The sequence below is a fragment of the Actinomycetota bacterium genome (genome assembly GCA_035759705.1).
GTDB lineage: Bacteria > Actinomycetota > CADDZG01 > JAHWKV01 > JAHWKV01 > JAJCYE01.
Genome location: DASTUJ010000068.1, coordinates 24028 through 45896, shown reverse-complemented (window position 1 = coordinate 45896; position 21869 = coordinate 24028). Strand labels below are relative to the sequence as shown.

At 66.5% G+C, this 21869-nt stretch carries 24 protein-coding genes; 8 read left to right on the top strand and 16 right to left on the bottom strand.

Going from position 1 to position 21869, the window contains the following annotated elements; translation table 11 throughout:
* Positions 1–94 precede the first annotated feature (94 nt).
* The 3 genes from VFV09_04620 to VFV09_04610 form a co-directional block, all read right to left on the bottom strand.
* Positions 95–1498 carry an alkaline phosphatase D family protein gene (locus VFV09_04620; protein ID HEU4866996.1) on the bottom strand — a complete coding sequence of 468 codons (1404 nt, stop codon included), beginning with the start codon at positions 1496–1498 and terminating at the stop codon, positions 95–97.
* Positions 1499–1635: 137 nt separating this feature from the next.
* The gene (locus VFV09_04615) at positions 1636–2616 is read right to left on the bottom strand and encodes a kelch repeat-containing protein (GenBank protein HEU4866995.1); all 981 of its coding nucleotides are present in this window, start codon (positions 2614–2616) and stop codon (positions 1636–1638) included.
* Between the two features lie 8 nt (positions 2617–2624).
* Positions 2625–2903, bottom strand: a complete 279-nt coding sequence (locus VFV09_04610; GenBank protein HEU4866994.1) for a hypothetical protein — start codon at positions 2901–2903, stop codon at positions 2625–2627.
* Between the two features lie 162 nt (positions 2904–3065).
* Between VFV09_04610 and ppk1 the strand changes: the two genes are divergently transcribed.
* Entirely contained in the window at positions 3066–5204 is a 2139-nt protein-coding gene (gene ppk1 / locus VFV09_04605) for a polyphosphate kinase 1 (protein HEU4866993.1), read from the top strand.
* On the opposite strand, the gene VFV09_04600 is transcribed toward ppk1, so the two are convergent.
* Together VFV09_04600 and VFV09_04595 are read right to left on the bottom strand one after the other, a co-directional pair.
* Complete coding sequence (locus tag VFV09_04600; protein HEU4866992.1) at positions 5201–6073, bottom strand: NUDIX hydrolase; 873 nt, start codon at positions 6071–6073, stop codon at positions 5201–5203. The genes ppk1 and VFV09_04600 overlap by 4 nt on opposite strands.
* On the bottom strand, positions 6064–7494 hold the full coding sequence (locus tag VFV09_04595; GenBank protein HEU4866991.1) for a CYTH and CHAD domain-containing protein: 1431 nt from the start codon (positions 7492–7494) through the stop codon (positions 6064–6066). Before VFV09_04595 ends, VFV09_04600 begins: the two co-directional genes overlap by 10 nt.
* Before the next feature lie 126 nt (positions 7495–7620).
* Between VFV09_04595 and VFV09_04590 the strand changes: the two genes are divergently transcribed.
* Positions 7621–7827: a hypothetical protein gene (locus VFV09_04590; protein HEU4866990.1), complete on the top strand. Its 207-nt coding sequence runs from the start codon at positions 7621–7623 to the stop codon at positions 7825–7827.
* Here the strand turns inward: VFV09_04590 and VFV09_04585 are convergent.
* Genes VFV09_04585 through VFV09_04545 form a run of 9 tightly spaced genes read right to left on the bottom strand, consistent with a single transcriptional unit; the run spans position 7824 to position 15894 of the window.
* On the bottom strand, positions 7824–8270 hold the full coding sequence (locus VFV09_04585; GenBank protein ID HEU4866989.1) for a YdeI/OmpD-associated family protein: 447 nt from the start codon (positions 8268–8270) through the stop codon (positions 7824–7826). The genes VFV09_04590 and VFV09_04585 overlap by 4 nt on opposite strands.
* Positions 8267–8884 (bottom strand): TlpA disulfide reductase family protein, encoded by a 618-nt coding sequence (locus tag VFV09_04580; GenBank protein ID HEU4866988.1) that lies wholly within the window; start codon positions 8882–8884, stop codon positions 8267–8269. The genes VFV09_04585 and VFV09_04580 overlap by 4 nt, the downstream gene beginning before the upstream one ends.
* Entirely contained in the window at positions 8865–11165 is a 2301-nt protein-coding gene (locus VFV09_04575) for a DEAD/DEAH box helicase (GenBank protein HEU4866987.1), read from the bottom strand. The genes VFV09_04580 and VFV09_04575 overlap by 20 nt, the downstream gene beginning before the upstream one ends.
* Positions 11152–11580: a nitroreductase family deazaflavin-dependent oxidoreductase gene (locus VFV09_04570; GenBank protein HEU4866986.1), complete on the bottom strand. Its 429-nt coding sequence runs from the start codon at positions 11578–11580 to the stop codon at positions 11152–11154. The genes VFV09_04575 and VFV09_04570 overlap by 14 nt, the downstream gene beginning before the upstream one ends.
* Positions 11577–12227: a phosphoribosylanthranilate isomerase gene (locus VFV09_04565; protein ID HEU4866985.1), complete on the bottom strand. Its 651-nt coding sequence runs from the start codon at positions 12225–12227 to the stop codon at positions 11577–11579. The genes VFV09_04570 and VFV09_04565 overlap by 4 nt, the downstream gene beginning before the upstream one ends.
* Before the next feature lie 32 nt (positions 12228–12259).
* Positions 12260–13267 carry an NAD(P)H-dependent glycerol-3-phosphate dehydrogenase gene (locus tag VFV09_04560; GenBank protein ID HEU4866984.1) on the bottom strand — a complete coding sequence of 336 codons (1008 nt, stop codon included), beginning with the start codon at positions 13265–13267 and terminating at the stop codon, positions 12260–12262.
* A gap of 25 nt (positions 13268–13292) precedes the next feature.
* Positions 13293–14306, bottom strand: a complete 1014-nt coding sequence (locus VFV09_04555) for an NlpC/P60 family protein (protein HEU4866983.1) — start codon at positions 14304–14306, stop codon at positions 13293–13295.
* A gap of 34 nt (positions 14307–14340) precedes the next feature.
* The gene (locus tag VFV09_04550) at positions 14341–15378 is read right to left on the bottom strand and encodes a TIGR00730 family Rossman fold protein (GenBank protein ID HEU4866982.1); all 1038 of its coding nucleotides are present in this window, start codon (positions 15376–15378) and stop codon (positions 14341–14343) included.
* Positions 15379–15402: 24 nt separating this feature from the next.
* Positions 15403–15894, bottom strand: a complete 492-nt coding sequence (locus tag VFV09_04545; protein HEU4866981.1) for a luciferase family protein — start codon at positions 15892–15894, stop codon at positions 15403–15405.
* 35 nt (positions 15895–15929) lie between these two features.
* On the opposite strand from VFV09_04545, the gene VFV09_04540 reads away from it, so the two are divergent.
* The 6 genes from VFV09_04540 (at position 15930) to VFV09_04515 (ending at position 19819) form a co-directional block, all read left to right on the top strand.
* On the top strand, positions 15930–16190 hold the full coding sequence (locus VFV09_04540; protein HEU4866980.1) for a hypothetical protein: 261 nt from the start codon (positions 15930–15932) through the stop codon (positions 16188–16190).
* Positions 16191–16201: 11 nt separating this feature from the next.
* Positions 16202–16498, top strand: a complete 297-nt coding sequence (locus VFV09_04535) for a hypothetical protein (protein ID HEU4866979.1) — start codon at positions 16202–16204, stop codon at positions 16496–16498.
* The gene (locus tag VFV09_04530; protein ID HEU4866978.1) at positions 16483–17118 is read left to right on the top strand and encodes a hypothetical protein; all 636 of its coding nucleotides are present in this window, start codon (positions 16483–16485) and stop codon (positions 17116–17118) included. Before VFV09_04535 ends, VFV09_04530 begins: the two co-directional genes overlap by 16 nt.
* 81 nt (positions 17119–17199) lie before the next feature.
* Positions 17200–17793 (top strand): hypothetical protein, encoded by a 594-nt coding sequence (locus VFV09_04525; protein HEU4866977.1) that lies wholly within the window; start codon positions 17200–17202, stop codon positions 17791–17793.
* A 201-nt stretch (positions 17794–17994) separates the two neighbouring features.
* Positions 17995–18882: a hypothetical protein gene (locus VFV09_04520; GenBank protein HEU4866976.1), complete on the top strand. Its 888-nt coding sequence runs from the start codon at positions 17995–17997 to the stop codon at positions 18880–18882.
* A 103-nt stretch (positions 18883–18985) separates the two neighbouring features.
* Positions 18986–19819, top strand: a complete 834-nt coding sequence (locus tag VFV09_04515; protein ID HEU4866975.1) for a DUF3105 domain-containing protein — start codon at positions 18986–18988, stop codon at positions 19817–19819.
* Positions 19820–19828: 9 nt separating this feature from the next.
* On the opposite strand, the gene VFV09_04510 is transcribed toward VFV09_04515, so the two are convergent.
* Together VFV09_04510 and VFV09_04505 are read right to left on the bottom strand one after the other, a co-directional pair.
* Positions 19829–21073, bottom strand: a complete 1245-nt coding sequence (locus tag VFV09_04510) for an ATP-binding protein (GenBank protein HEU4866974.1) — start codon at positions 21071–21073, stop codon at positions 19829–19831.
* 47 nt (positions 21074–21120) lie between these two features.
* Positions 21121–21822, bottom strand: coding sequence for a response regulator transcription factor (locus tag VFV09_04505; GenBank protein ID HEU4866973.1), 702 nt, complete (start codon positions 21820–21822; stop codon positions 21121–21123).
* Between the last annotated feature and the right edge of the window lie 47 nt (positions 21823–21869).

Below are 21869 nucleotides of genomic sequence, written 5' to 3'. Positions count from 1 at the left end.
GTCGGTGCCGGCGTAATCGTCGGTCAAGTTGACGATGCTCTCGTTGGCGGCATCGGTCCCGGAGTGCCTCATGATCGTCATAGGGTGGGATACCTCATCTCAGCTCGATCTCCTTTGTGTAAAGCGGCTTGATCTCTCCCTGCGGCTGGTCTCGCCGGAGGGTCCGCTCCCAGAAGTTGCGGTCGTCGTAGGGCCGGTGCCTCCAGATGGAAAGCTCGAATCGGACCCGGCCGTTGGTGCCCGTCGACATCTTCACCACGCCGACGTTGTTGTCGATCATCGGCGTCCACGGCCCGTCGTCCTCGTCGACCTCCCAGGGCGCCTCCCTGCCGTTGACTATCGGGAACAGCCGGGCCGGCGGGGGCTCGGGGTTGGGCGTCTTGATGTAGGGGCCGATCCGGGAGGCCGGGGACGCAACGAACTCGTAGACCTTGCCCTCCCCGATGCCGGGGAAGGTGGCGGCGGAGAACCTCCCGCGGTGGATGTCGCCGGTCAGGATCATGATGTCGTGAGGGGTCCGGCCCTCGCCCTTGACGGTGCGTACGATCTGGTCGCACAACCGGCCGTAGTCGTCCTTGAAGTTGGACAGCGAGTGGTCCTTCATGTCGCCGTCCTTCTGGAACAGCGGCTGCCCGAGCACCAGCAGACCGGGGCCCTCGAGGGAGTTGAACCACGCCTCCAGGTCGACCCACTGTTCCTTGGGGATGAAGTTGTGCGGCTCATCCTTGATGTTCGTGCGCTGAGAGCGGGTGTCGCAGAAAAAGATCCCCACCGGGCCGATCTTGATGCTCTTCCAGGTGTTCCCCCCGCCGTTGGCCGAGTGCTGGAACAGCTGGTAGAGGTTGCCGGCGACCTCGCCGTACTCCTTGCCGTTCCTCCAGGTGCGCATGAGCTGTGCCTGGCGCTCCGGGTAGTCGTTCCAGAACTCGTGGTCGTCACACAAAAAGTAGTTCGGGGAGGCGCCGAAGACCTCCTGATACGCCGGGTCGCCCCAGTAGAGGCAGTACCGCTGGGCGTACAGCTCGGCCGAGCTCAGGCCGGTCAGCGGAGCCGGGGGCCAGTCCTGGTAGACCTGGTCGCCGATGAGCATCTTGAACGCCGGCTGGTGGAGCTTGGTGAGGGTGCGCATGCCGGCCCCGTAGGCGCCCTCCTTGTCGTTGTCCCGCCAGAAGCACGACGAGATGAAGAAGCTCACGGGCTCGTCGAGGCCCCCGGGCAGCGTCTTCCAGTGGTAGGTGTTGCCCAGCACCTTGATCTCGTACATGCGTGCGATGGGGTCCGGCGTCTTAAGTCGGATCTCCTGCACCGCCATCCGGCGCTTGAGGCCCTCGGCGAGGGGCAGCTGCTTCAGCTCCCCGGCGGTGAACTCAACCGCCTCGCCGCCGCGGCGGACGTCGATCTCGGGAGTTGGGACCTTCCCGGTGCCGGGCTTCGAGTACCAGATACGCCAGCCGGCGCCCCCATCCAACGGGGCACCCGGAACGACCCAAGTTGCCATGCAGTGCGAATCCTTCCCTGTGCGTCAGAGCCTTCAAGTATCGGGCCGGCATCAGGACGTGTAAAGGTGCCGAACGGCCCCGTCTTTCGGGTCCGAATGGCCCAGTTTCATCTGGGTAGTTCCGGCACCTGCCGGATCTAGGAGAGGTCGAGCGCCTCGTTGGCTCCGGAGAAGGCGAATCCCGGCTGCGGGCCGCCGGCCAGGACGTAAACCGTGTTGCCGACGGCGACGACGCCGAGCCCGTGCCGCGGCGTCGGGAGGCCCTCCAGGCGCGCCCAGGTCCCCTTCTTCGGGTCGTACGCCTCGACCTCCGGGAAGGTCTGCTCGGCCTCGCCGCCGGCGGCGACGATCAGGCCGTCGGACGTGCCGGCCGCAGCCAGGCCGCCCCGGGCGGTTGGCATGTCGTCCAGGCGGTCCCACTCCCCGGTCGACGGGTCGAACGCCTCCATTCGGTCGGTGTTCGGCGGCCTGCCGCCGGTCACGAACAGCTTCGCCCCGTCGGTCGCAACGCCCAGGTGTTCACGGGGCGTCGGCACCCCTGGAGCCTCCGACCACGTCCTTTCTGCGGTGTCGAACACCAGGGTGCTGTCCGCCAGGCCAACCGGCCCCACTCCCCCGGCGACGTAGACCTTCCCGTCTATGGCCGCCGCCCCGGCCGCCGCGCGGACCTCGGGCATCGGGGGCAGTTCTTCCCACCGGTCCTCCCGAAATGCGAACGCCCGGTCGGTCGGAGCGCTGAGGTCGGACTCGCCGGCGTAGCCGCCCAGGGCGTAGATCACCCCGTCGGCCGCCGCCGCCATGCCGTGGTTGACCGCCAGCGGCAGATCCGGACCGCGGGACCAGGAGTCGGCGCCGGTGTCGTAGACCTCGACTATGGCGACGGTTCGGCCCGGCGGGACGAAGCCCCCCATGACGTAGATCTTGCCGTCGACCGCAGCCGCGGCGACCTCCGTCCTCTGGTTGGGTGCGCTCTTGAGCGTCCTCCACCCGGCGGTCGAACGTTCGGGGGCCGGACTGGATTCCGGAGCATCGGAGCCGCAGGCGGCCATGAAGGCGACGAGCATCAGGATCGAGACGAGCTTGCCGCCGGACCTCTTTATGGAGTCGGGCGGGGGCATCTGGCGGCCTAGTCGAAGCTGGGCGGCTGCGGTCCCCGAACCGTACGAAGGCCCATCCACAGGCAGCCGTAGAGGCTGAGCAGAGCCACAACGGCCAGCCCGACGACCTCGTCGATGCCGGTGTTCGGCTCATTGGCCGAGTAGCCGAGCCAGGATCGGTAGGCCAGGTTCCCGAGGAACGCCGCCAGTAGGAGGAGCGTGACCTGGACGACCCGGAGGGCGCCCCTTTGGCGGGGCAGCGGCGGGGCGCCGCGGCGGCCCTTTCCCGATATCGCTTGTTTGACCATCTGGGAATTATGCCGCCAATCGGCGATCGGGCCAATGAGCCCCGCTTTCCGGACGCCATATGAACAGTTTGCTGAATTTGTCCTACGGGAAGATCTCTCAGCCCGAATGGGAAGAATTCGGGTTACGCTGAGTTATTCCTTTGAGAGACGGCTGAAACCGCAATGGCCGAAACAACCACCGACGAAACTTTCGTGCCGGCATCGTTTCCGGAGGCTCCCGAGCCCCCGGTCCAGCGTCTGATCAACCGCGAGCTTTCCTGGCTCGACTTCAACGACCGGGTCCTCGCCATCGCAGCCGACAACGATGTCCCGCTGCTGGAGCGGGTCCGCTTCTGCGCCATCTTCTCCGCCAACCTGGACGAGTTCTTCATGGTTCGGGTCGCCGGCCTCATGGGCCGGGCCCTCGCCGTTGCGTCGCTCCCCTCGGCCGACGGCATGACCGCCGCCGAAGCCCTGGCCCAGATCCGTGACCGGGCCCTGATGATGTTCAAGACCCAGACCCAGCTGTGGAGAAGCGAGCTGCAACCCCAGCTCGCCGAGGCCGGCATCCTGATCGGCCGGGTGGAGGATTGCACCGAGGAGGAGCTGGCCGAGCTGGAGACAAAGTTCAAGGAAGAGCTCTACCCCGTGCTCACCCCGCTCGCCGTCGGTCCGGGGCAGCCCTTCCCCTACATTTCCGGCCTGTCGCTCAGCCTCGGCCTGTTCGTTCGGGATCCCGCCACCGGCGAGGAGCGCTTTGCCCGGGTGAAGGTCCCCGAGGGTCTTCCGCGCTTCGTGACGGTCGGCACCAGGCACCTGATGATCCCTCATGAGGAGGTAATCGGGCATTTCCTCAGCTACCTGTTCCCCGGCGTCGAGATAGTCGAGCGGACGATGTTCCGGGTCACCCGGGATGCCGACTTCGAGGTGGACGACGAGGCCGCCGACCTGATGGAGGCCATCGAGCACGAGCTTCGCAGGCGCCGCTTCGGCGACGTGGTCCGCCTGGAGGTGTCCGACACCGCTTCTCCCAAGCTGCTGGACCTGCTGCGGGACGCCATGGACGTAGGGCCCGACCAGATCTACCCGATAGAGGGCATCCTCGACTTTGCCGACTTCTCGAACCTTGCCGACATCGACCGCCCGGACCTGCGGTTCGAACCCTGGGTGCCGCTGACCCAGCCACGGCTCCAGTCCAACCTTGCATCGGACTTCTTCGGCCAGATCCGCCGGGGCGACCTGCTGGTTCACCTTCCCTATGACTCCTTCACCACCAGCGTCGAGGCGTTCGTCATGGGCGCCGCCCGGGACCCCAATGTGATCGCGCTCAAGACCACCGTGTACCGGACGTCGGAGAAGTCCCCGGTTGTCCCGGCGTTGATCGAGGCGGCGGAGTCCGGCAAACAGAGCGTGGCCCTGGTCGAGCTGAAGGCGCGCTTCGACGAAGGCCACAACATCGAGTGGTCCAAGCGCCTCGAGCGGGCGGGCGTTCACGTGGTTCACGGTTTCCCCAACCTCAAGATCCACGCCAAAACCGTCCTTGTGGTCAGGCGGGAGGAGGGCGTCCTCCGCCGGTACGTCCACATCGGCACGGGCAACTACCACTCGGCCACCGCCCGGATCTACGAGGACTTCGGCCTGTTCACCGCCGACCCGGACATCGCCGCCGACGTCGCCGAGCTCTTCAATTACCTGACCGGCTTCAGCAAGCCGGTCCACTTCCGCAAGATCCTGGTGGCTCCTTTCGGGCTTAGGGCCGCCCTCAAGGAGCAGATCAAGCAGGTGGCCAAAGCGGCCGAGAACGGCAAGCCGGCAATCATCCGGCTGAAGCTGAACGCGCTCACCGACCCCGAGCTGATCGAGGAGCTCTACAGGGCGTCCGCGGCCGGCGTCGACATCCGGATCCTGGTCCGGGGCATCTGCTCGCTGCGGGCCGGGGTGCCGGGGATGAGCGAGAACATCACCGTGCGCAGCGTGCTCGGACGATTCCTGGAGCACAGCCGGGTATATAGCTTCGAGGCCGGCGACCGGATGACGTACTACATGGGAAGCGCCGACCTCATGCCCCGCAACCTCGACGAGAGGGTGGAGGTTGTCGTCCCGGTGGAGGACGAGGCGGTGCGCAAAGAGCTATCCACGGCCTTCGAAACCGGCTGGAAGGACGACGTCTTCTGCTGGGAGCTGCAGCCGGACGGACACTGGCTCCGGGAGAGCAAGTCCAGGCCCGGCCGCCTGGGGACCGGAAGCCAGGAGAAGTTGATGCTCGGCGCCAAAGCGGCGCACGGGGGCAAGAAGAAGAAGGCTAAGAAAAAGAAGAACTAAGCCTCTAGGTCTGGCGGGGGGACGTAGCGCATCGGCTCCACCCCGTTGTCGACCTTCTTCACCAGCCAGAAGCCCCCTTTTCGGTTGGGCGCCTCGGTGCCGACGATCTGTTCCACTACATCGCCGTGCGAACAGAGAACCGCTAGGCCGCCGTCCAGGCCGTCGATCAGTCCTTCGACCTCTTCGATGCTTGCCCCTTCGGCGAGCTGCTCGACCTCGAGCACCGGCAGCCCGAGCCGCTTGGCGAGCGGCTTCACCGTCTGGGTGCAGCGGAGGTAGGGGCTAGAGAGGACGTGCTTCACCGGGTAGTGGATGAGGCTGTCGGCCAGGGCTTCCGCCTGGCGCCGGCCCTTTTCGTCGAGCGGCCGCAGCCGGTCGTCGCCTTCCCAGTCCTTGCGGTTGCCGGCGGTGCCGTGGCGGACCAGCAGAGCCGAGGCTTCCCCAACCTCACGCACCATCAGCTCCTCCAGCATCGAAAGATCGTGTTCGTAGGAGAGCAGCCTCGCCGCCTCGGAAAAATTGACCCACCGGGCCTCGTCGACCTCGGAGTTCGGCACGAACTTGCCCGACACCACCGTCATGCTCCAGTACCGAACGGTTTTCGGCCGCCCCTTCCGGTCGGTGTACGCCGTGCCCGGAAGCTCCCGGCCGGTCTCGCAGAGCAGCCCGGTCTCCTCCTGAACCTCCCGAATTGCGCACTGCTGCTCACTTTCGCCGTTCTCCAGCTTGCCTTTAGGGAAGCTCCAGTCGTCGTAGCGGGGACGATGCACGATCAGCACCTCGGTCCCCCCGGAAGGCGCGGTGCGCGCGATGACCCCTCCGGCGGCACGTACCGCGGCAACCGTACCGAACAGGCGCTTCAGGACCACGCCTTCTTACCGCTCTTTTTGACCTTGCTCCAGACCGGCGGGAAATCCGATCGTACCCGGCGCTTCTTGATTGCCTCGAGCTCCGCCATCCGTCCGAGCACGAACGACTCCTGCGACGTGTTTGCGTCGGGGAGGAAGGCCTTGATCCGTTCTTCCGCCACCACCGAGTCCTGGAAGTCGCCGAGCACCTCCTGGAGCCGCTTGATGTCCTCCAGGTACCTGGCTACCTTCTTGCCGCCAGAGTCCTTGACCAGATCGGCCGTGTAGCGGGCCTTCTTGGCCAGGCGACGCACCCGGTGAAGGTCTTCGTCCTCGGGCGGCGAAGTCAGGTCCTTCACCGCCTTGCGCATCTTGCGGAACTGGCGGGCGGCGCCGGACTTGAGGTCGTCTTCTGCCGGACGCACCACCAGGGAGACGGTCGCCGCCTCCAGCGTCCTCAGCATCGCCAGGTAACGGTCGCTCTCGAGCCCCTCCAGCATCTGTTTGCGTGCCGCCTCCCGCTCGACGCCCAGGCTGGCGATGAACCGCTCCATGACGGCAGCCTCGCTGGGGTCGAGAAGCTGCATGTCGGCGCGGAGGTAGGGCACCATTACATCCAGGTCCCTCACCGGGTTCATCAGGTCTCCGATCCACTCCAGCTCGGCCCGCAGCGATGCGGACCACTCCGGCTCCAGCATGCGGGCAGAGCCCAGCAGGCTTCGAAGTTTTCGGATACCCACCCGGTGCTGGTGCAAATCCTCCGGGTCGTCGCCCAGGCGGGTGCCGGGGTCGTGTCGCAACAGGTTGCGGAACTGGTCCCGGATCATGCCCTGGATCTGTGCAAGCTCGGAGACCGGCCGCTTGTCCGAGTCGGGCTGGGCGACCACGATATCGAGCGCCTGCAAGAGCTTCGGCCGCTCGTCGCCCGTGAAGGCTCCGAGCGACTTGAGGGCCGATCCCAGCTGCCTGAGGTCGTCCTCGTTGCCGTCGAGCAGCTCTACTTCGATCTCGCTGAACCGGTTGACGATCGTGATCCCCTGCAGCACCTGGACCGAGTCGAAAACCACCTCGGCGACCTTCCGGTCGCCGTCCATGACCGTGGTGCCGGTGCGCAGGGTCCTCAGCTTGGCAACCACCTTCAACGGCTCGCCCATCAGGGGGGCGACGATCAGCTTTGCAAACGAGGGAGGCGGGCGGAGCGGCCCTCCCCTCTCCTCCAGCTCCATCCGGGCGTTCCCCCGGGGAAGCTTGAGCTGCCACAAACCCCTCCGGTTCTCCACGCGCCGCCGCATGGTGATGCCGGCGGCGGCCAGGCGAAAGTCCTCTGTGTCGAGGTAGGTCGAGGTGAACCTGCGCGGCCCAATCTGGGTGCCCGGGAACTGCGGTAGCGAGAACCCGGGAGGGGCCTGGAGTTTGATCTCCCGTTCGAGAGTGGATTTCACGCCCTCAGACTAACCAAAACCGGTCGCTGGATTCGATTGCAGCTTCCGCCATTTGTTCAAGTAACGGTCACCTGGGCGTAACCTTCCGTCAAGGGTGCGTTAACGCGGCGCTGCTAGCTTGTCGCCATGGCTTTCGAAGGCGGCACCCGGGTTAAGGACCGGAGCGATCACCCGCCCTCGTCCCGGGCCCTTCCCGAACCGACCCCTCCGAAAGCCGCAAGGTTGCAGGATTCCGACGAGGTGTCAGCGAGAACGCTCTCAGATGCGACCGAGGTCGTCCGGGCCCTCTACCACGCCACCGCCGAGATGATCGAGGCCGTGTACCTCCGCTAGTTCTTGCCCTCTTTGAACATGGCCACCGACTTGTCGATCCGGCGCTGCCGGGTTTCCGCCGCCTTCGCCCCTTCGATCGCCAGCACGTGCCGTCGCTTGTTGCTGTAGGAGAGGCCATCGAAGTAGCTCTTGGCCTCGGGCTCCCTCTCCAGCGCTTCCGTCAGGTCCGCAGGGATCTCGAGCACCCGGGGTTCGGTGTCGAGCTCAAGTTCGACCTCGATCTCTTCGCCGGCCTCGACACCGGCGCCCTCCCGGTGCTCCGCGCTCACCCCGAGCATGTAGACGCCGCCGTAAACCGCCACCGTGTTCCGGTAGGTGTAGCCGTTGATGGTCACCTTGACCGGCGGCTTCTTTCCTTTGCCGAGGGCCTCGACCACCTCGGGGGGAACGACGAATCCGGTAGCGGTCTTGCCGCCCAGTTCTAGCTTGGTGGTGAACTTCATGCCGGCTTCTCCAGCATCGTCTTGATCTGGCTCTCCAGCAGCGCCGGATCGATAGCTCCCAACGTCTTCGTCGTCCCACTCTGGCCAACCTGGCGGCCGGACCCGACTCCCACGAACACGCCCTCTTTGTCTATGAAGAACGTCTCGGGCAGGCCCCGCACGCCGAACTCCTTGTAGAGGGTCAGGTTGGGGTCACGGACGATCGGATAGGTCACGTCGAACTTGTCGGCAAAGGCAAGCGCGTCCTTCTCCGAGTCCTGCACGTTCACGCCCAGCACCACCACGTCCTGGTCCGAGTACTTGGCGTACGCCTCCTGCAGATCGGGCGCCTCTTTCACGCACGGCACGCACCACGAGGCCCAGAAGTTCACCACCACGGCCTTGCCTTCGAGGTCGGCCGAGGTCAGGCGCTCCTCCGAGCCGAGCTGCTCCAGCGAGAACTCCGGCATCTTCTCCCCCACCAGGGTGTCGGGCGGAGCGGTCTGGAACAGGGTGAAAGCGATAAAGGCGATGAACAGGGCCGGCACCATGGCGAACGCCAGAAACCGGATCACCTTCAGCTTGGGCGGGGTGACGATCTCGGGGGTTGGGGCTTCAGCCTCGATTGCTTCCATCGCTACCAAGAATAGTGGCCAGCAGGCGAATAGCTCCCGCCTTGTCCAGCGGCTCGTTGCCGTTGCCGCATTTGGGCGACTGCACGCATGAGGGGCAGCCGGTCTTGCACGGGCACCGGGACACCGCCTCCAGGGTGGCCGCCTGGTGCTCGGCCGCCTCGGCAAACCCACGGGCCGCGATGCCGGCTCCGCCGGGGTAGCCGTCGTAGACGAAGACCGTGGGCATGCCGGTGTCGGCCGAAAAGGCGGTGCTCACCCCTCCGATGTCCCACCGGTCGGCCATAGCAAACAGCGGCAGCATGCCGATCGCTGCGTGCTCGGCGGCGTGCAGGCTCCCGGGCAGGTCGGCCGCCGTCAGCCGGGCCTTGCGGATCACCAGGTCGTCGACCGTGTACCAGACCGCTACCGTCGACAGGATCGTCTCCGGGAGGTCCAGGTCGACCACCGCCAGGGTCTCGCCCGAGGCGATGTCCTTGCGGGCGAACGCCACCACCCGGTTGGTCACCTCGACCCGGCCGAGGTAGAACTCCGCCCGGCCGACCCGCTTGTGCTGCAGCGTCTCCAGCACCCGGATGTCGGAGGTCTCCCGGGACTGCGTGAAGTAGCGGCCCTTCGACGGCTCCACCAGCGCCACGTGGTTGGCCCGGTCAAGCTCCTGCACCTCCCAGTTGTCACCCTGGTGCAGGTAGACCGCCCCGGGGTGGATCTGGGAGAACGCCTTGCCTCCGTCGACGGTCCCCAGCAAAGCGCCGGTCTGAGCTTCGACTATCGAGTAGGTGGAGCCCATCGACCTGAGATCCAGGTCTCCGGGCTCGGTGTCGCCCCGGTAGTGGTACCGCTGGACGCCCTTGGCCTTGCGCAGAGCCAGCTGACCGGCCGCCTCCATCTCCTCCGCCTGCCGCAGCGCCTCCTCGCCGAAGTAGGTCGTGACGTCCTCCGGGGTGATCGGCTTCTCCCAGGCGGCGCACGCCAGGTGGGGCTGCAAGATGTTTGGGTTGGTGGTGTCGACCAGCGCCATTTCGAACGGTTTGGTCAGCAGGAACTCCGGGTGGGCGACGTAGTACTGGTCCAGCGGGTCGTCCCGGCCGACCAGGACGGCGACCGAGGCATCGGTAGACCTCCCGGCCCGCCCGGCCTGCTGCCAGACCTGGGCGACGGTCCCCGGAAAGCCGTTCATGACCACCGCGTCCATGCCCCCGACGTCGATGCCGAGCTCCAGAGCCGAGGTCGCCGCGACCCCGACCAGCTCACCGGAGAACAACCGCTTCTCGATCGCCCGCCGCTCCTCGGCCAGGTACCCGGCCCGGTAGGCGGTCATCCGGTCGCCGGTGTCGCCGGTGGCCATGGTCTTTGCGTACTTGGCGACCAGCTCGGCAGCCCGGCGGGACTTGGCAAAAGCAATGGTCTTGATCTCACGGTTGGCGAACGTGGCCATCAGCCGGGCGCTCTCCCAGTTGGCCGAGCTGCGGGTGGCGGTCGCCTCGTCGACGAACGGCGGGTTCCAGAAGGCGAACAGCCGCTCTCCCCTAGGGGCGCCGTCCTCGGTCACCTCGGTGAACGGCACGCCGACCAGTCGCTCCGCCAGCCCGCCCGGGTTGGGGATGGTGGCCGAGGTGAGGATGAACACCGGCTCGGCGCCGTAGTAGTTAGCGATCCGGCGCAGCCTTCTCAGAATGCAGCCCACGTGGGACCCGAAGACCCCCCTGAAGACGTGGCCTTCGTCGATCACCACTAACTTGAGGCTGGCGAAGAAGTTCGCCCAGCGGGAGTGGGAGCGCAGGATGCCGAAGTGCAGCATGTCCGGGTTGGTCAGCACGATGTTGGCGAACTTGCGGACCGATGCCCGCTCGTCGCCCGGGGTGTCGCCGTCGTAGGTCGCCGGGAGCACCTCGGTGAGCCCGAAGCCCCGCAGGGCCCGCAGCTGGTCCTGGGCCAGGGCTTTGGTCGGGTAGAGGTAGAGCGCCCGGGAGCGGCGGTCGGCCAGGATCTGCTCGATCGCCGGCAGGTTGAAGCACATGCTCTTACCGCTGGCGGTCCCGGTCGAGACGGCCACGTTCTCACCCCGCCGGACGGCGGAGAGCGCCTCCGCCTGGTGGGTCCACAGGCCGTCGATCCCCTTGGCCTGCAGCCTCCTTCTCAGGGTGCCGGGGAGCGGGGGCTCGGGCCGCACGGTGATTCCGGTCTTTGCCGGGAACGGGACGACCGCCTTCAGGCCCTCGCTCTCAAGCGTGGCCGACAGTGACTTCAGGAGCAGCTGCAGGTCGGAGCTAGTCGTTCTCAAACCGGATCTCTACCACCGCAGGCCGGTCCCAAAGCGCCCGGTTGGCGATGGCGACCATCGGGTTCATGCGCTTGAGCACCGCGCCGGGGTCCTCATCGGGGAGCAGCCGGATGGTTGCCGGGCGGGGCCGGTCGCCGCCGGCCTGGACCTGCACGGTGCCCGCAGCCCGGGCGTTGCGGTACCAGTCGGATCGCTCGCCGTGCTCGGAGACCGCCCACACAGTGTCGTCGTCGATCCGGACGTAGCCCATAGGCGTGGTCCGTGGCTTCCCGGACTTCCGCCCGACGGTGGAGAGGGTCATCACCGTCTTTCGGCCGATGCCCGGAAGCGGGATGCCCGAACGGATCAGGGCGAGAACGATTGGGTTCACCGTCAGCCGGCCGAAGTGCTGGACCGCCCGTTTCGGTGAGATCACTGCCGGAGCGACTCCGCCTCCCGGACCGCCCTGATGAACGAGCGGATCTTCACGCCGTCCTTCTTACCCGGCCCGGATTCGACGCCTCCCGAGACGTCCACCCCCCACGGCCGCATGCCCGACACCAGCGAGCCCACGTTTTGGGGGTTCAGCCCGCCGGCGACCACGAACCGGGCCGAGGAGATCCCATCGAGCCACTCCAGCGGAATCGGCGCCACCGCCTCGAAGGGGTTTGCCGGGTCACGGGGGTCCAGGAAGATGGCGTCGACCGGGAACGCTGCCGCCTGGGCGACGTCGTCGGCGGACAGGGGGCGGATGACCTTGAACACCGTGAGGGAGGGCATCGCTTTGCGCAGCTCGTCCACGAACTCAGGCGATTCGGAGCCCTGGAGCTGGACCCCGTCCAGGCCGGCCCGGTCGACGACCTCGCCGATCCGGTCGACCGTTGCGTTGACGAAAACCCCGATCCGATTGACCGCTGGGTGTAGATGGGAGGTGATGGCGGCGGCCTCGTTGGCGGAGACCCGCCGGAGGCTGCGGGCAAAGATGAAGCCGACCGCGTTCGCTCCGGCGCTCACCGCAGCGCGGGCATCGCTGAGCCGGGTGATGCCGCAGATCTTGATGAACGTCCGATCGGCAGAAACCATGGCTCTTAAGCCTAGTGCGTAAGGTGGGGTAACTAGTGCGGTTCGGGCTCCATCGGGCTCAAAACCAGGTCCAGGATCGCCTTCTCCGGGTCGGCGCCCCCGAAAAGGACCGAGTGGGTCATCTCCACCACCGGCAGCCGCATGCCGTGGCGCTTCGCCAGCAGAACGGCCTCCCGGGTGTTGTCGAAGCCCTCCACCGTGGTCCCCATGTGCTCGAACGCTTTGATCGGGTCCAGCCCGGCGCCCACCAGACGCCCGAACCGGCCGTTCCGGCCTCCGGCCACCGTGAGGTAGAGGTCGCCGGCCCCCGACAGCCCCAACACGGTTTCCTGCCGCCCCCCCAGAGCCACCGCCAGGCGGCCCATCTCCATCAGCCCCCGGGAGAACAGCGCGCCTTTGGTGTTGGTCATCGGGCGACCCTTGACCTCCTCCAGCCCGTCGCACATGCCGATGGCGATGGCCAGCACGTTCTTAACCGCCGCCCCCACCTCCACTCCGGCGACGTCGTCGGTGACGAACCCCCGCAGGGTGGCCGACGAAATAGCTCCGGCAACCGTGGCCGCCGCCGCCGCGTCCTTGCTTGCGCAGACCAGAGCCGTCGGCGTCCCGGCCGCAATCTCCGAAGCCAGGGACGGGCCCACCATCATCACGATCGGGTGCCCGGGAGAGACCTCCTCGATGAACTCGGACATCGGCCTGCCGCTCCCGGCGACCCACCCCTTGGTGGCAACCGCCCAGATGGCGTTCTTGCCGAGGTACTCCAGCGCAACGGTGACGCTGCTCAGCACGCCGACCGACGGCACCGCCAGCACTGCGATGTCTGCCCGGCGGAAGCCCCGGCTCCAGTGCCGGTAGTCGTGAATGTCGACTGCCTCGGGTATCCAGTGGCCGAGGGTCGGGTGTTTACGGTCCTTGCGGATCGCGTCGATGATGTGGCCGTCGAACTTGGTGGCGCAGATGGCGACCGAGTTGCCGGACCGGTGAAAGTGGATGCCCAGGGCTCCGGCCATTGCTCCGGCCCCGATGATCGCAACTTTCACAGGCGGACCCGGGGTTCCCCGGGGGTCAAACGCCCGGCCTGCCGGCCCCTACGTAGCCGCTCCGGAGCATCGACCTGACCGCCACCGGCTTTCCGTAGGTTGATGCGTCGATCATGTTGCCCCCGCCGACATACATGCCGACGTGGTGGATCGGGCTCCCGAAGAACACGAGGTCCCCGGGCTGCAGGTCCTCACGGGAGACCCGCTTGGTGGCGGCGTACTGCGCCCGGGATGAGTGCGGCAGGTTCACACCGGCCGCCCGCCAGGCGTAGCTGGTGAAGCCGGAGCAGTCGAAGGCGCCGGGGCCGCTGGCGCCCCACGAGTACGGAGTGCCCATCTTGGAATATCCGGCGGCCAGGGCCGCCCGGGCGTTGCCCGATCCCGGTAGGGGCGGGGCCGGGATCTTCGAGTCCTGGCGCAAAAGAGGCGTGAGCGGCCTGGTGCTGCGGCTGCGGGCAGCGGCTGCAGCACGGTTGCGTTCCTCGGCCGCAACCCGGGCCATCAGCGCCTCGTGCTCGTTTACCCGCTCCTGAAGCGCCGACCGCTTCTTGGCGATGGAGTTGCTTAGCGCCTTCGCCCGGTCCCGCTCCTTGCGAAGCTGCTCCTCCTTCTCCTGGGAGCGGTTGTTCGCAATCTCGAGCTCGGTGACGATGCCCGACTCCCAGTCGCCGACACGGCTGCTGATGCCCATCCGGCGAGAGAAGTCGTTGAAGCTCTCGGAGCCGAACAGGGCGAGGATCATGTTCGGCATGCCGATCCGATAGGAGGCGGCGGCGCGTTGCGAGGCGGTCTTGCGCAGCTCGGCGAGCTCCCGGTTGGCGTCCTCCTTCGCGATGCCCAGCTCCCGCATCTGCCGCTCGGCGGCGCTCAGCTGGATGCGAGCGTGGTTGTAGTCCTCGTCGAGCGATGAGATCTGGGTGGTTAGCTGGTCAACTTCCTTCTGCAGGTTGGCGCGCGAAGGAGCCGCATCGACCCTCGTAGCAGGGACCAGGGAGGCGAGGAGTAACAGTGACAAAATTGCGCCCGGTCTGCGCCTCATGGGCGCAATGCTATCCGACTCCGCCGACCGGTTGCTATACGGACGCCTCATTTAGCCGGTCGACCAGCTGGCGCAGCCGCCCGGCGTGGATTCGGTCGAAGTTGAGTGCGATCCTCGGCAGGTCCACCACGTCGTCGTCCCGGATCTCCCCCGACGACGGCCCCACCGCCACTACCGGGCCCTCCAGGATGTCGCCGAACTCCTCCGACAACGCTGCGAGCTGCGCCTCCGTGGGTGCCACATTCAACCGAAGGATCAGCCGGTTGTTGACGTAACGCTGCGAGTGGTAGACCCGGTAGAACTTCTCGATCTCGTTCACCGCCTGGTCTATGTCGTCGGTGTAGGTGAACAGGTTGAGGTCGCTCTCGTCGATGTACCCGTCGGCGAGCAGCTCCTCCCGCAGGTAGCGGTCGAAGGACTTCCAGTAGGTCCCGCCGGGCACGTCGAGCATGACGATGGGGTGCAGGTCGGACTTTCCGGTCTGGATCAGCGTCAGCAGCTCGAACGCCTCGTCGAGCGTCCCGAACCCGCCCGGCATCAGGACGAAGGCGTCGGACTCCTTGATGAACATCAGCTTGCGGGTGAAGAAATACTTGAAGTTGATGAGCTTGGGGTCGCCGGCAATGAACGGGTTGGCCGTCGCCTCGAAGGGCAGGACGATGTTCACGCCGAAAGACCTGCTGCCGCCGGCGCCCTCGTGGCCGGCCTCCATGATTCCCGGCCCGGCGCCGGTCACGATCATCCAGCCCCGGTCGGCGATGGTTCGGGAGAAGTCCCGGGCGAGGGCGTACTCGGGCCGGCCCTTGGCCGTGCGGGAGGAGCCGAAGATCGTCGCCTTCCTCGTGTTGCGGTAGGGGGCGAACACGGCGAAAGCTCGCCGCATCTCCTGTAGGGCGGAGTTGGCTATCTTGCGGTCGAGACGGGAGATGGGGGCTTCGGCCAGGGCAAGCGCGGAGGTCATCATCTCGAAGACCAGCTGGGCGTCGCCGGGTGGAAGTTCGGAGACCATCTCCCGCAGCCGCTCGTCCACCTGCGGGTCACCCGTGGTGGCGGCGGGTTTGGGTTCTTTCATTGCTTCCATGGTAGCGGCGACCCGCTACCCCGCCTGTTGGCCCCTGGCGTAGCCATAGGAGGTCTTCAACAGCTTGAAGACCACGTCAAGCTCCTCCTCGTCCCGGGGGCCGTAGACCATGAGGGTGTTCATGGGGATCAGACCCATCTTTGCCACCGGGTGCTGCTCCCCCCAGCCGCGCTCCACCACCTGCCGGACGAGATGCGGTGGGAGGACCATGTGAAGGCTGCCGTCGTAGGACGGGTGGATGTGGGCGTACTCCCGGCCGATCATGAAGACCTCCGACGCGGGCGTGGGGGACGAGTCGTCCAGCACGAAGGCCCGGGATCCGGGCATCGAGATCAGGCTGGGGGCGATGTAGGTCCCCGAAAGCAGGCGGCCGCGCTCCACCAGGGCGTCCTGCATCTCGATCGGAGCGATCTGCGTCAGCTGGCGGTGGGGGTCGTCCGGAGTGGTCCGGGGAGGGTTGCCCGACCGGTACTTCAGCCACTCGCGCCGGGGGTCGTCGGGTTCCATCAACCGATTTTATGTCCGCCCTTATCCTTGTATTTATGTACTGGGTAAAAGTCGATCTCACCAAAGTCGCCGATTTCGCCCGGGACCAGCACTTCATCAACTACGTCTGGGACCTCGTCGAGCGCAAAGAGGGCGAAGAGTACGAGCAGGCTCGCTTCCACGGACAGTCGCTCGGGGTAATCTCGGAACCGCCGGGCTACGTTGCCCAGGTTGACTGGGCCAGGTGCCGCAAATGCGGTAACGAAGACCTGACCGTAAAAGGGCTCTGCCGCAACTGCCGCGGGCCGCTGATCTAAGGTGGCCTCACATGACTGATTACTGCAAACACGGCGTCGACCTGGCCAGGACCTGCCGCAAGTGCGGACGCATCATGGTGGTGGAGGCGCCCGAATTCGCGGCCAAGAAGTTGGGGTTCACCAGCAGCATCGGCAGGCTCGAGGAGACCGTCCGCCAGATGAACGCGGAGCTGGCCCGGCCCGTCACCTCCGCTCCACCGACCTGGGCCACGCCGGCGAAGCCCGAACCTGCGCGGTCGGATGACGACGATGACGACAACCCCCCGCCCCCGCCGCCCGTCGAAAGGTTCCCGTGGCAGCGAAGGTAGTTCGGCGCCTGGCCGTAATCGCCCTGGTGGCGGCCCTGGCCGGGTGCTCCCGCTCCGCAGACACCGACCCGACCCCATCGGCCTCCCCCAGTCCCGAGGAGGAGGCTTCGCTCGAAACCGCGGTCTGGGAGGGCAGGTGGGAATTCAACTACACGCTCGTCCGGCTGGTCGGCGCCACCCAGGAGGAGACCTCCTTCCAGCCCGGGAACAAGATCCGGCGCATCTGGGAGGTCACACCCGGCTGCGAGGACCGGCCCTGCAACTCGGAGATCTCGGCCACCAACCCCGACGAGCCCGACGGCGGCGCGGTCGTCTCCACCGTCACCTACGACGCCGGCGTCTACAAGATCGGCCAGACGTTCCCGCCCGAGGTGAGCAACTCGTGCAAGGGCTCGGACGGCAAGGTCATCCCGCAGGCTTTCGAGGCCACGAACACCGTGGAGGTGACTCCGACCGACTTCGAAGTCAAGGACGGAAAGGCGGTGGTCACACAGATGAAGGCGACCAAACGGACCGCATTCGTGCCCAAGGGCGAGGCGGAAGCCGCCGGCGGGACCTGCGAGCAGAAGTCCGCCGAGTGGGCTGCGACGGTGACTCCGGCGGCCGCAGAAGCCGATTAGATTTTTTCGCGCACCTTGCCGCGGACCTTCACAGCCCGGTAGGCTAGTATCGAAACTGAACCCAACAACCAGGAGGTAGGCATGAAGGCATCGAGGGCCATGGGTATGGTCGCTTTGGCGGTGACCGTCTTCTTCCTTCTTACGGTTGTTGCGTACGCGGAGAACAACTGCAACGGCGACAACGCCCAATGCACCCAGACCGCTGAAATGACCACCGGCGACACCGGCCCCTCGGGTGCCACCGGCAGCGGCGGCAGCGGAGCCCGCAGCGGCGACTCCGGCGACGGCGGCAGCGGCGGGCCCACCGGCGCATCGGTCGGGGGCGGCGGTAACGGCGGCAGCGGCGGACCCGCAAACGCGGCCCCCGGAAGCACGGCCGGCGACGGCGGCAGCGGTGGCGGTAACGGCGGCGGAGGCGGAGGCGGAGGCACCGCAGGCGGCAGCGGCGACCACTCCGGGATCACCCAGGACGAAGATCCCCCCGCAGGAGCCAGCGCCTCCAACTGGGCCGCTCCCTCAACCGGCAACGCAACGCTGAAGGCTCCCGCGAAGGTGGGTTCGGCCGCGGCATCGTCATCCAGCACCGCCACGGTTCCGGGCGGCGCGGGCGGCGGCAACGTCCAGGGCAACGCCGGTGGCAGCATCGGCGGCTTCTCCTTCGACCTCGGGGTCTAAAACCCCCCTGCAAACAATTTCCCGACTGGACTTTTCTTTTGCGCGCCCAAACGTCAGGATTCAGCCCAAAGTAATCGAGAACTCGTAATTAAAGGTCTGGGGTTTCTGCCGATAGATACATGACCCAACTCGATATCTGGGGTGACTCGAGGTTGGAATCTCAGCCTTCACGCCTCATCGGACGGAAAGGAATATCCGGACGTGAGTAAGAAAGTTAAGTGTCCTTCGTGTGACATGGCGGGCGACCCCGCGGGTGATGACTACGCTCTGGTCACCACTTACCACGGCCGTCCGGTCCTGCAGTGCTTCTGGTGCGACTCCCACGTCATGATTCGCAAGATGGGCGGGGCCATGGTCCTCGACCTCAACCACAAGGCCATCCGGCACCTCCGCAGCGACCTGGACCACGAGGAGATGGTTTCCCTTCTGCTCGACGAGGAGGCGGAAGACCTCGCAGTCATCGCCCAGGAGTCGGCTCCGGCCGCGGCTCTGGAGGAAGTGGCTCCGATCGAGGTTGCAGAGTCCGAGCTTCTGGTTGCAGCTGTCGAAGCTGCCCCTGAGGAGGCCGCCCCGAAGCGCAAGAAGGCCCGCAAGACCGCTCCCAAGCCCGCACTTCAGCTCGGCGACTTCGAGCCGGCGATGATGGCGGAAGAGACCGTCGTCGACAACACCCCGGTTTTGCTGAGGCCCTCCGACGACTACTCCAACACCCCTGTCGGCACCGAGGCCGAACTGGTCTCGAGCATTCCGGTCACGGCACGGGCACTGGATCACCAGAGCCTGATCCACATCGCCAAGCAGGTCGGCTGGACCTACACCCCTTCGAACCCCAAGTACCGCTCCGAGTGGCTGAACTTCGACTACCAGCTGCCTGAGGTCGTGCAATTGAGCCCGTTCAGGGAGAAGCTTCGCCAAACCATCAACATGATGAAGTACTTCCGGGTCAACGCCGGCAGCAAGGACCAGCGGCGGATGGAGACACTGGCCAGGCGCCAGCGGCTGCAGGAGTACCGCAGGCGTGTCTTCACCGACAGGCTCGACGTCCTGAACGCCATGCAGGCAATCGAGTACAAGCCCAAGACCATCTAGATCCGCAAAGCCCCAGGCCCCCGGAGGGATTCCTTCCGGGGGCTTTTGCGTTCAGCTGCCGGATTGGACGGCTCGCCGCGGAAGTGGTTTAGGATTGGGGCAGATGGCACCCCCCAAGAAGCGCCCCCCTCAGAAACGACCCGCAGGCAAGAAGCCTCCCCAGGCGCGCAAGCCTGCCGGGGCGGCTGCCGGCGCGGGCGCAGCCAAAGCCGCATCGGCTCCAGGAGGCGACGCCGAAAAGGCGACCTCCGAGGCTGCAGAGAACGCCGCAGCAGGCGCTTCGGCAGCGCAGCTCAGCAAGTCGGCGGAGGAGAAGAAGCTCAAGCGAGAGGCCGCCCGTCAGGAACGGGTCGCCGCCGCCCGGAAACGCCAGCAGGCCAAACGGCGTAAGCAGGTTCTTATCTCGATAGTCCTGCTCGTCGCCCTGGGCGCCGCAGTCTTCTATGGGATCCAAAGGTCCAAGGGCGAGAGGGCGGCTTTTGCAGCCGCCGCCGACGAGGCGGGTTGCGGCGACATCGAGTCCTTCCCGGACGAGCTGGACGAGAAGCCCCACCTGGGCGCCGACGAGACCTTCGACGACTACAAGACCAACCCGCCCACCTCAGGTGTCCACCGCGGCCAGACCTCCCCGTGGGGCTCCTACCGTGAGGCGCCGGACCACGAGACCCTGGTTCACAACCTCGAGCACGGCGGGATCATCATCCACTACAAGGATCTTTCCGACGAAGAGATCGACGAGGTGGACGCCTTCGCCGACTCGTTCATCGACGGCGTGATCTCCATCCCCAACCCGGACATAGAGAAGCCCATTGCCCTGGCCTCCTGGAGACACATGCAGGAGTGCGACGAGTTGAACACCAAGGCCATCGAAGGGTTCATCGACGACCGCTGCAACAAGGGCCCGGAGAAGCTCGGCATCACCTGTAACAGGGAGTAGCTCCCCCGGCTATGCCGGGTGCGGCAGGCGTACCGTGAAGGTTGAGCCGGAGCCCAACTCGCTTGCCACCTCCACCACTCCCCCGTGGCTCTCGGCCACGTGCCTCACTATCGCCAGACCCAGGCCGGTGCCTCCGGTGTCGCGGCTGCGGGCCTTGTCCACCCGGTAGAAGCGCTCGAAGATGCGCTCCAGGTCCGTTGTGGGGATGCCGGAGCCGGTGTCGGCCACCTTCAGCTCGAATGCCTCGCCGGCGTCGGCCATCGTTACCTCGATCGAACCCTCCGCGGTGTAGACGAGCGCGTTCTCCAGCAGGTTGCGGACCATCAACGCCAGGTCCTCCTGCACCCCCAGGACCTCGACCTCCCGGTCCAGCTCGACGGTCAACGCCAGGCCCTTTCTCTCGATGCGCTCCCGAAGCGAGTCGACCTCCTCCTCGACCACCCCCACCAGGCGCAGCCTGATCCGCTCCCCCTGCCCCCTCTCCAGCCGGGCGAGGTCGAGCAGATCCTGTACCAGGGCGCTCAGGCGCCGGGCCTCCCGGACCAGGTTGGCGGCGAACCGTTTGGCGTGGGTTATGTCCTCGTCGATGGCCCGCTCGACCGTCTCCGCAGTGACCATGATCCCGGCGACCGGAGTCTTGAGCTCGTGGGAGGCGTTGGCCACGAAGTCCCGGCGGATCGACTCCACCCGCTTGCGTTCCGTCTCGTCCTGGATCACCACCAGGGTGCGGCCGTCGGCCAGCCTCACCGACGTCGACCTCAGCTCGCGCCTGCGGGGGTGGTGGATCGTGAGCTCGTGCTCCCCGGGCTCCTCGAGCTGGGCGGGCAGCAGATCCCGCGGACTGCGCCCGAACATGTCATGGGCGGCCTGGTTGGCGTAGATCACCTCTCCGTAGCCGTCGGCCAGCACCACTCCCTCCCGCATTGAGGCCAGGATCTGCTCCCGCAGCGCGGTCTCCGACCGCAGCTCGTCGATGACGCCGGCCAGCTCCTCGGCCATGCCGTTGATGGCCTCGGAGAGCTTCACCGTCTCCTGGGGGCCGCTGGCCGTGACCCGGTCCGAGTGCCCACGAGCGATAAGAGCGAGATCCCGTGCCAGCAGCTCCAGCGACTGTTTGATCCAGTTGGCGGCCATCGACGAGGCAGCCAGGGTCGCCAGGAGGACGCCGGCACCGACGAGCACGAACGGCCCTCTGGAAGACCCCAGGCGGTCGCCGAGCACCAGGTAGAGCGCAACCAGACCTGCGAGCGTCACCGCGACCTGAACTCCCGCGATCCTGGAACGGAGGGCCGGCGCCCGCTTCACGACACTTTGGGCTTGACGCGGAACCGGTAGCCGACGCCTCGCACCGTCACGATGTAGGTGTAGGCAGAAGGCACCTCAACCTTGCGGCGCAGGTTTTTGATATGGGTGTCGATGGTGCGGGTGTCGGTCATCTTGTCGTACCCCCAGACCTTGTCGGCCAGCTCGGCACGGGAGAACAGCCGGCCCGGCTCGGACGCCAGGGTTGCCAGGAGGGTGAGCTCCTTGGGCCTCAGGTCGACCTCGGTTTCCCCCACCCAGCACCGAAAGTCCCGGGTCACCAACCTCAGGTCCCCGAAAACCAGTTCGGCCGGTGCTCCGGAGCGCAGCGCCTCCACCCGGGAGCGCCGCAGCAGCGCCTTGACCCGGGCCACCAGCTCGCCCATCGAGAAGGGCTTGGCGAGGAAGTCGTCGATGCCCGAGCCGAAACCCTGCAGCCGGACCTTCTCCTCGGAGCGGGCGGTGAGCATGAGGATGATCAGGTCGTGGCGCCTCTGGCGGATCTCCCGGGTGATCTGCATACCGTCGATGCCGGGAAGCATGAGGTCCACGATCATCATCGAGACATCCGGCGAGTTGGCCTTTGCCAGGCCGGTTTCACCGTCCGCGGCGGTGTCGACGTCGAACCCCTCACGGCGAAGGTTGTAGGCGAGCATCTCGCACATGGTGGGATCGTCCTCCACCACCAGCACCTTGGACACCGATTCGCTCCGATGTTCAGAAAGAGTTCAGATTCAGACCACCATAA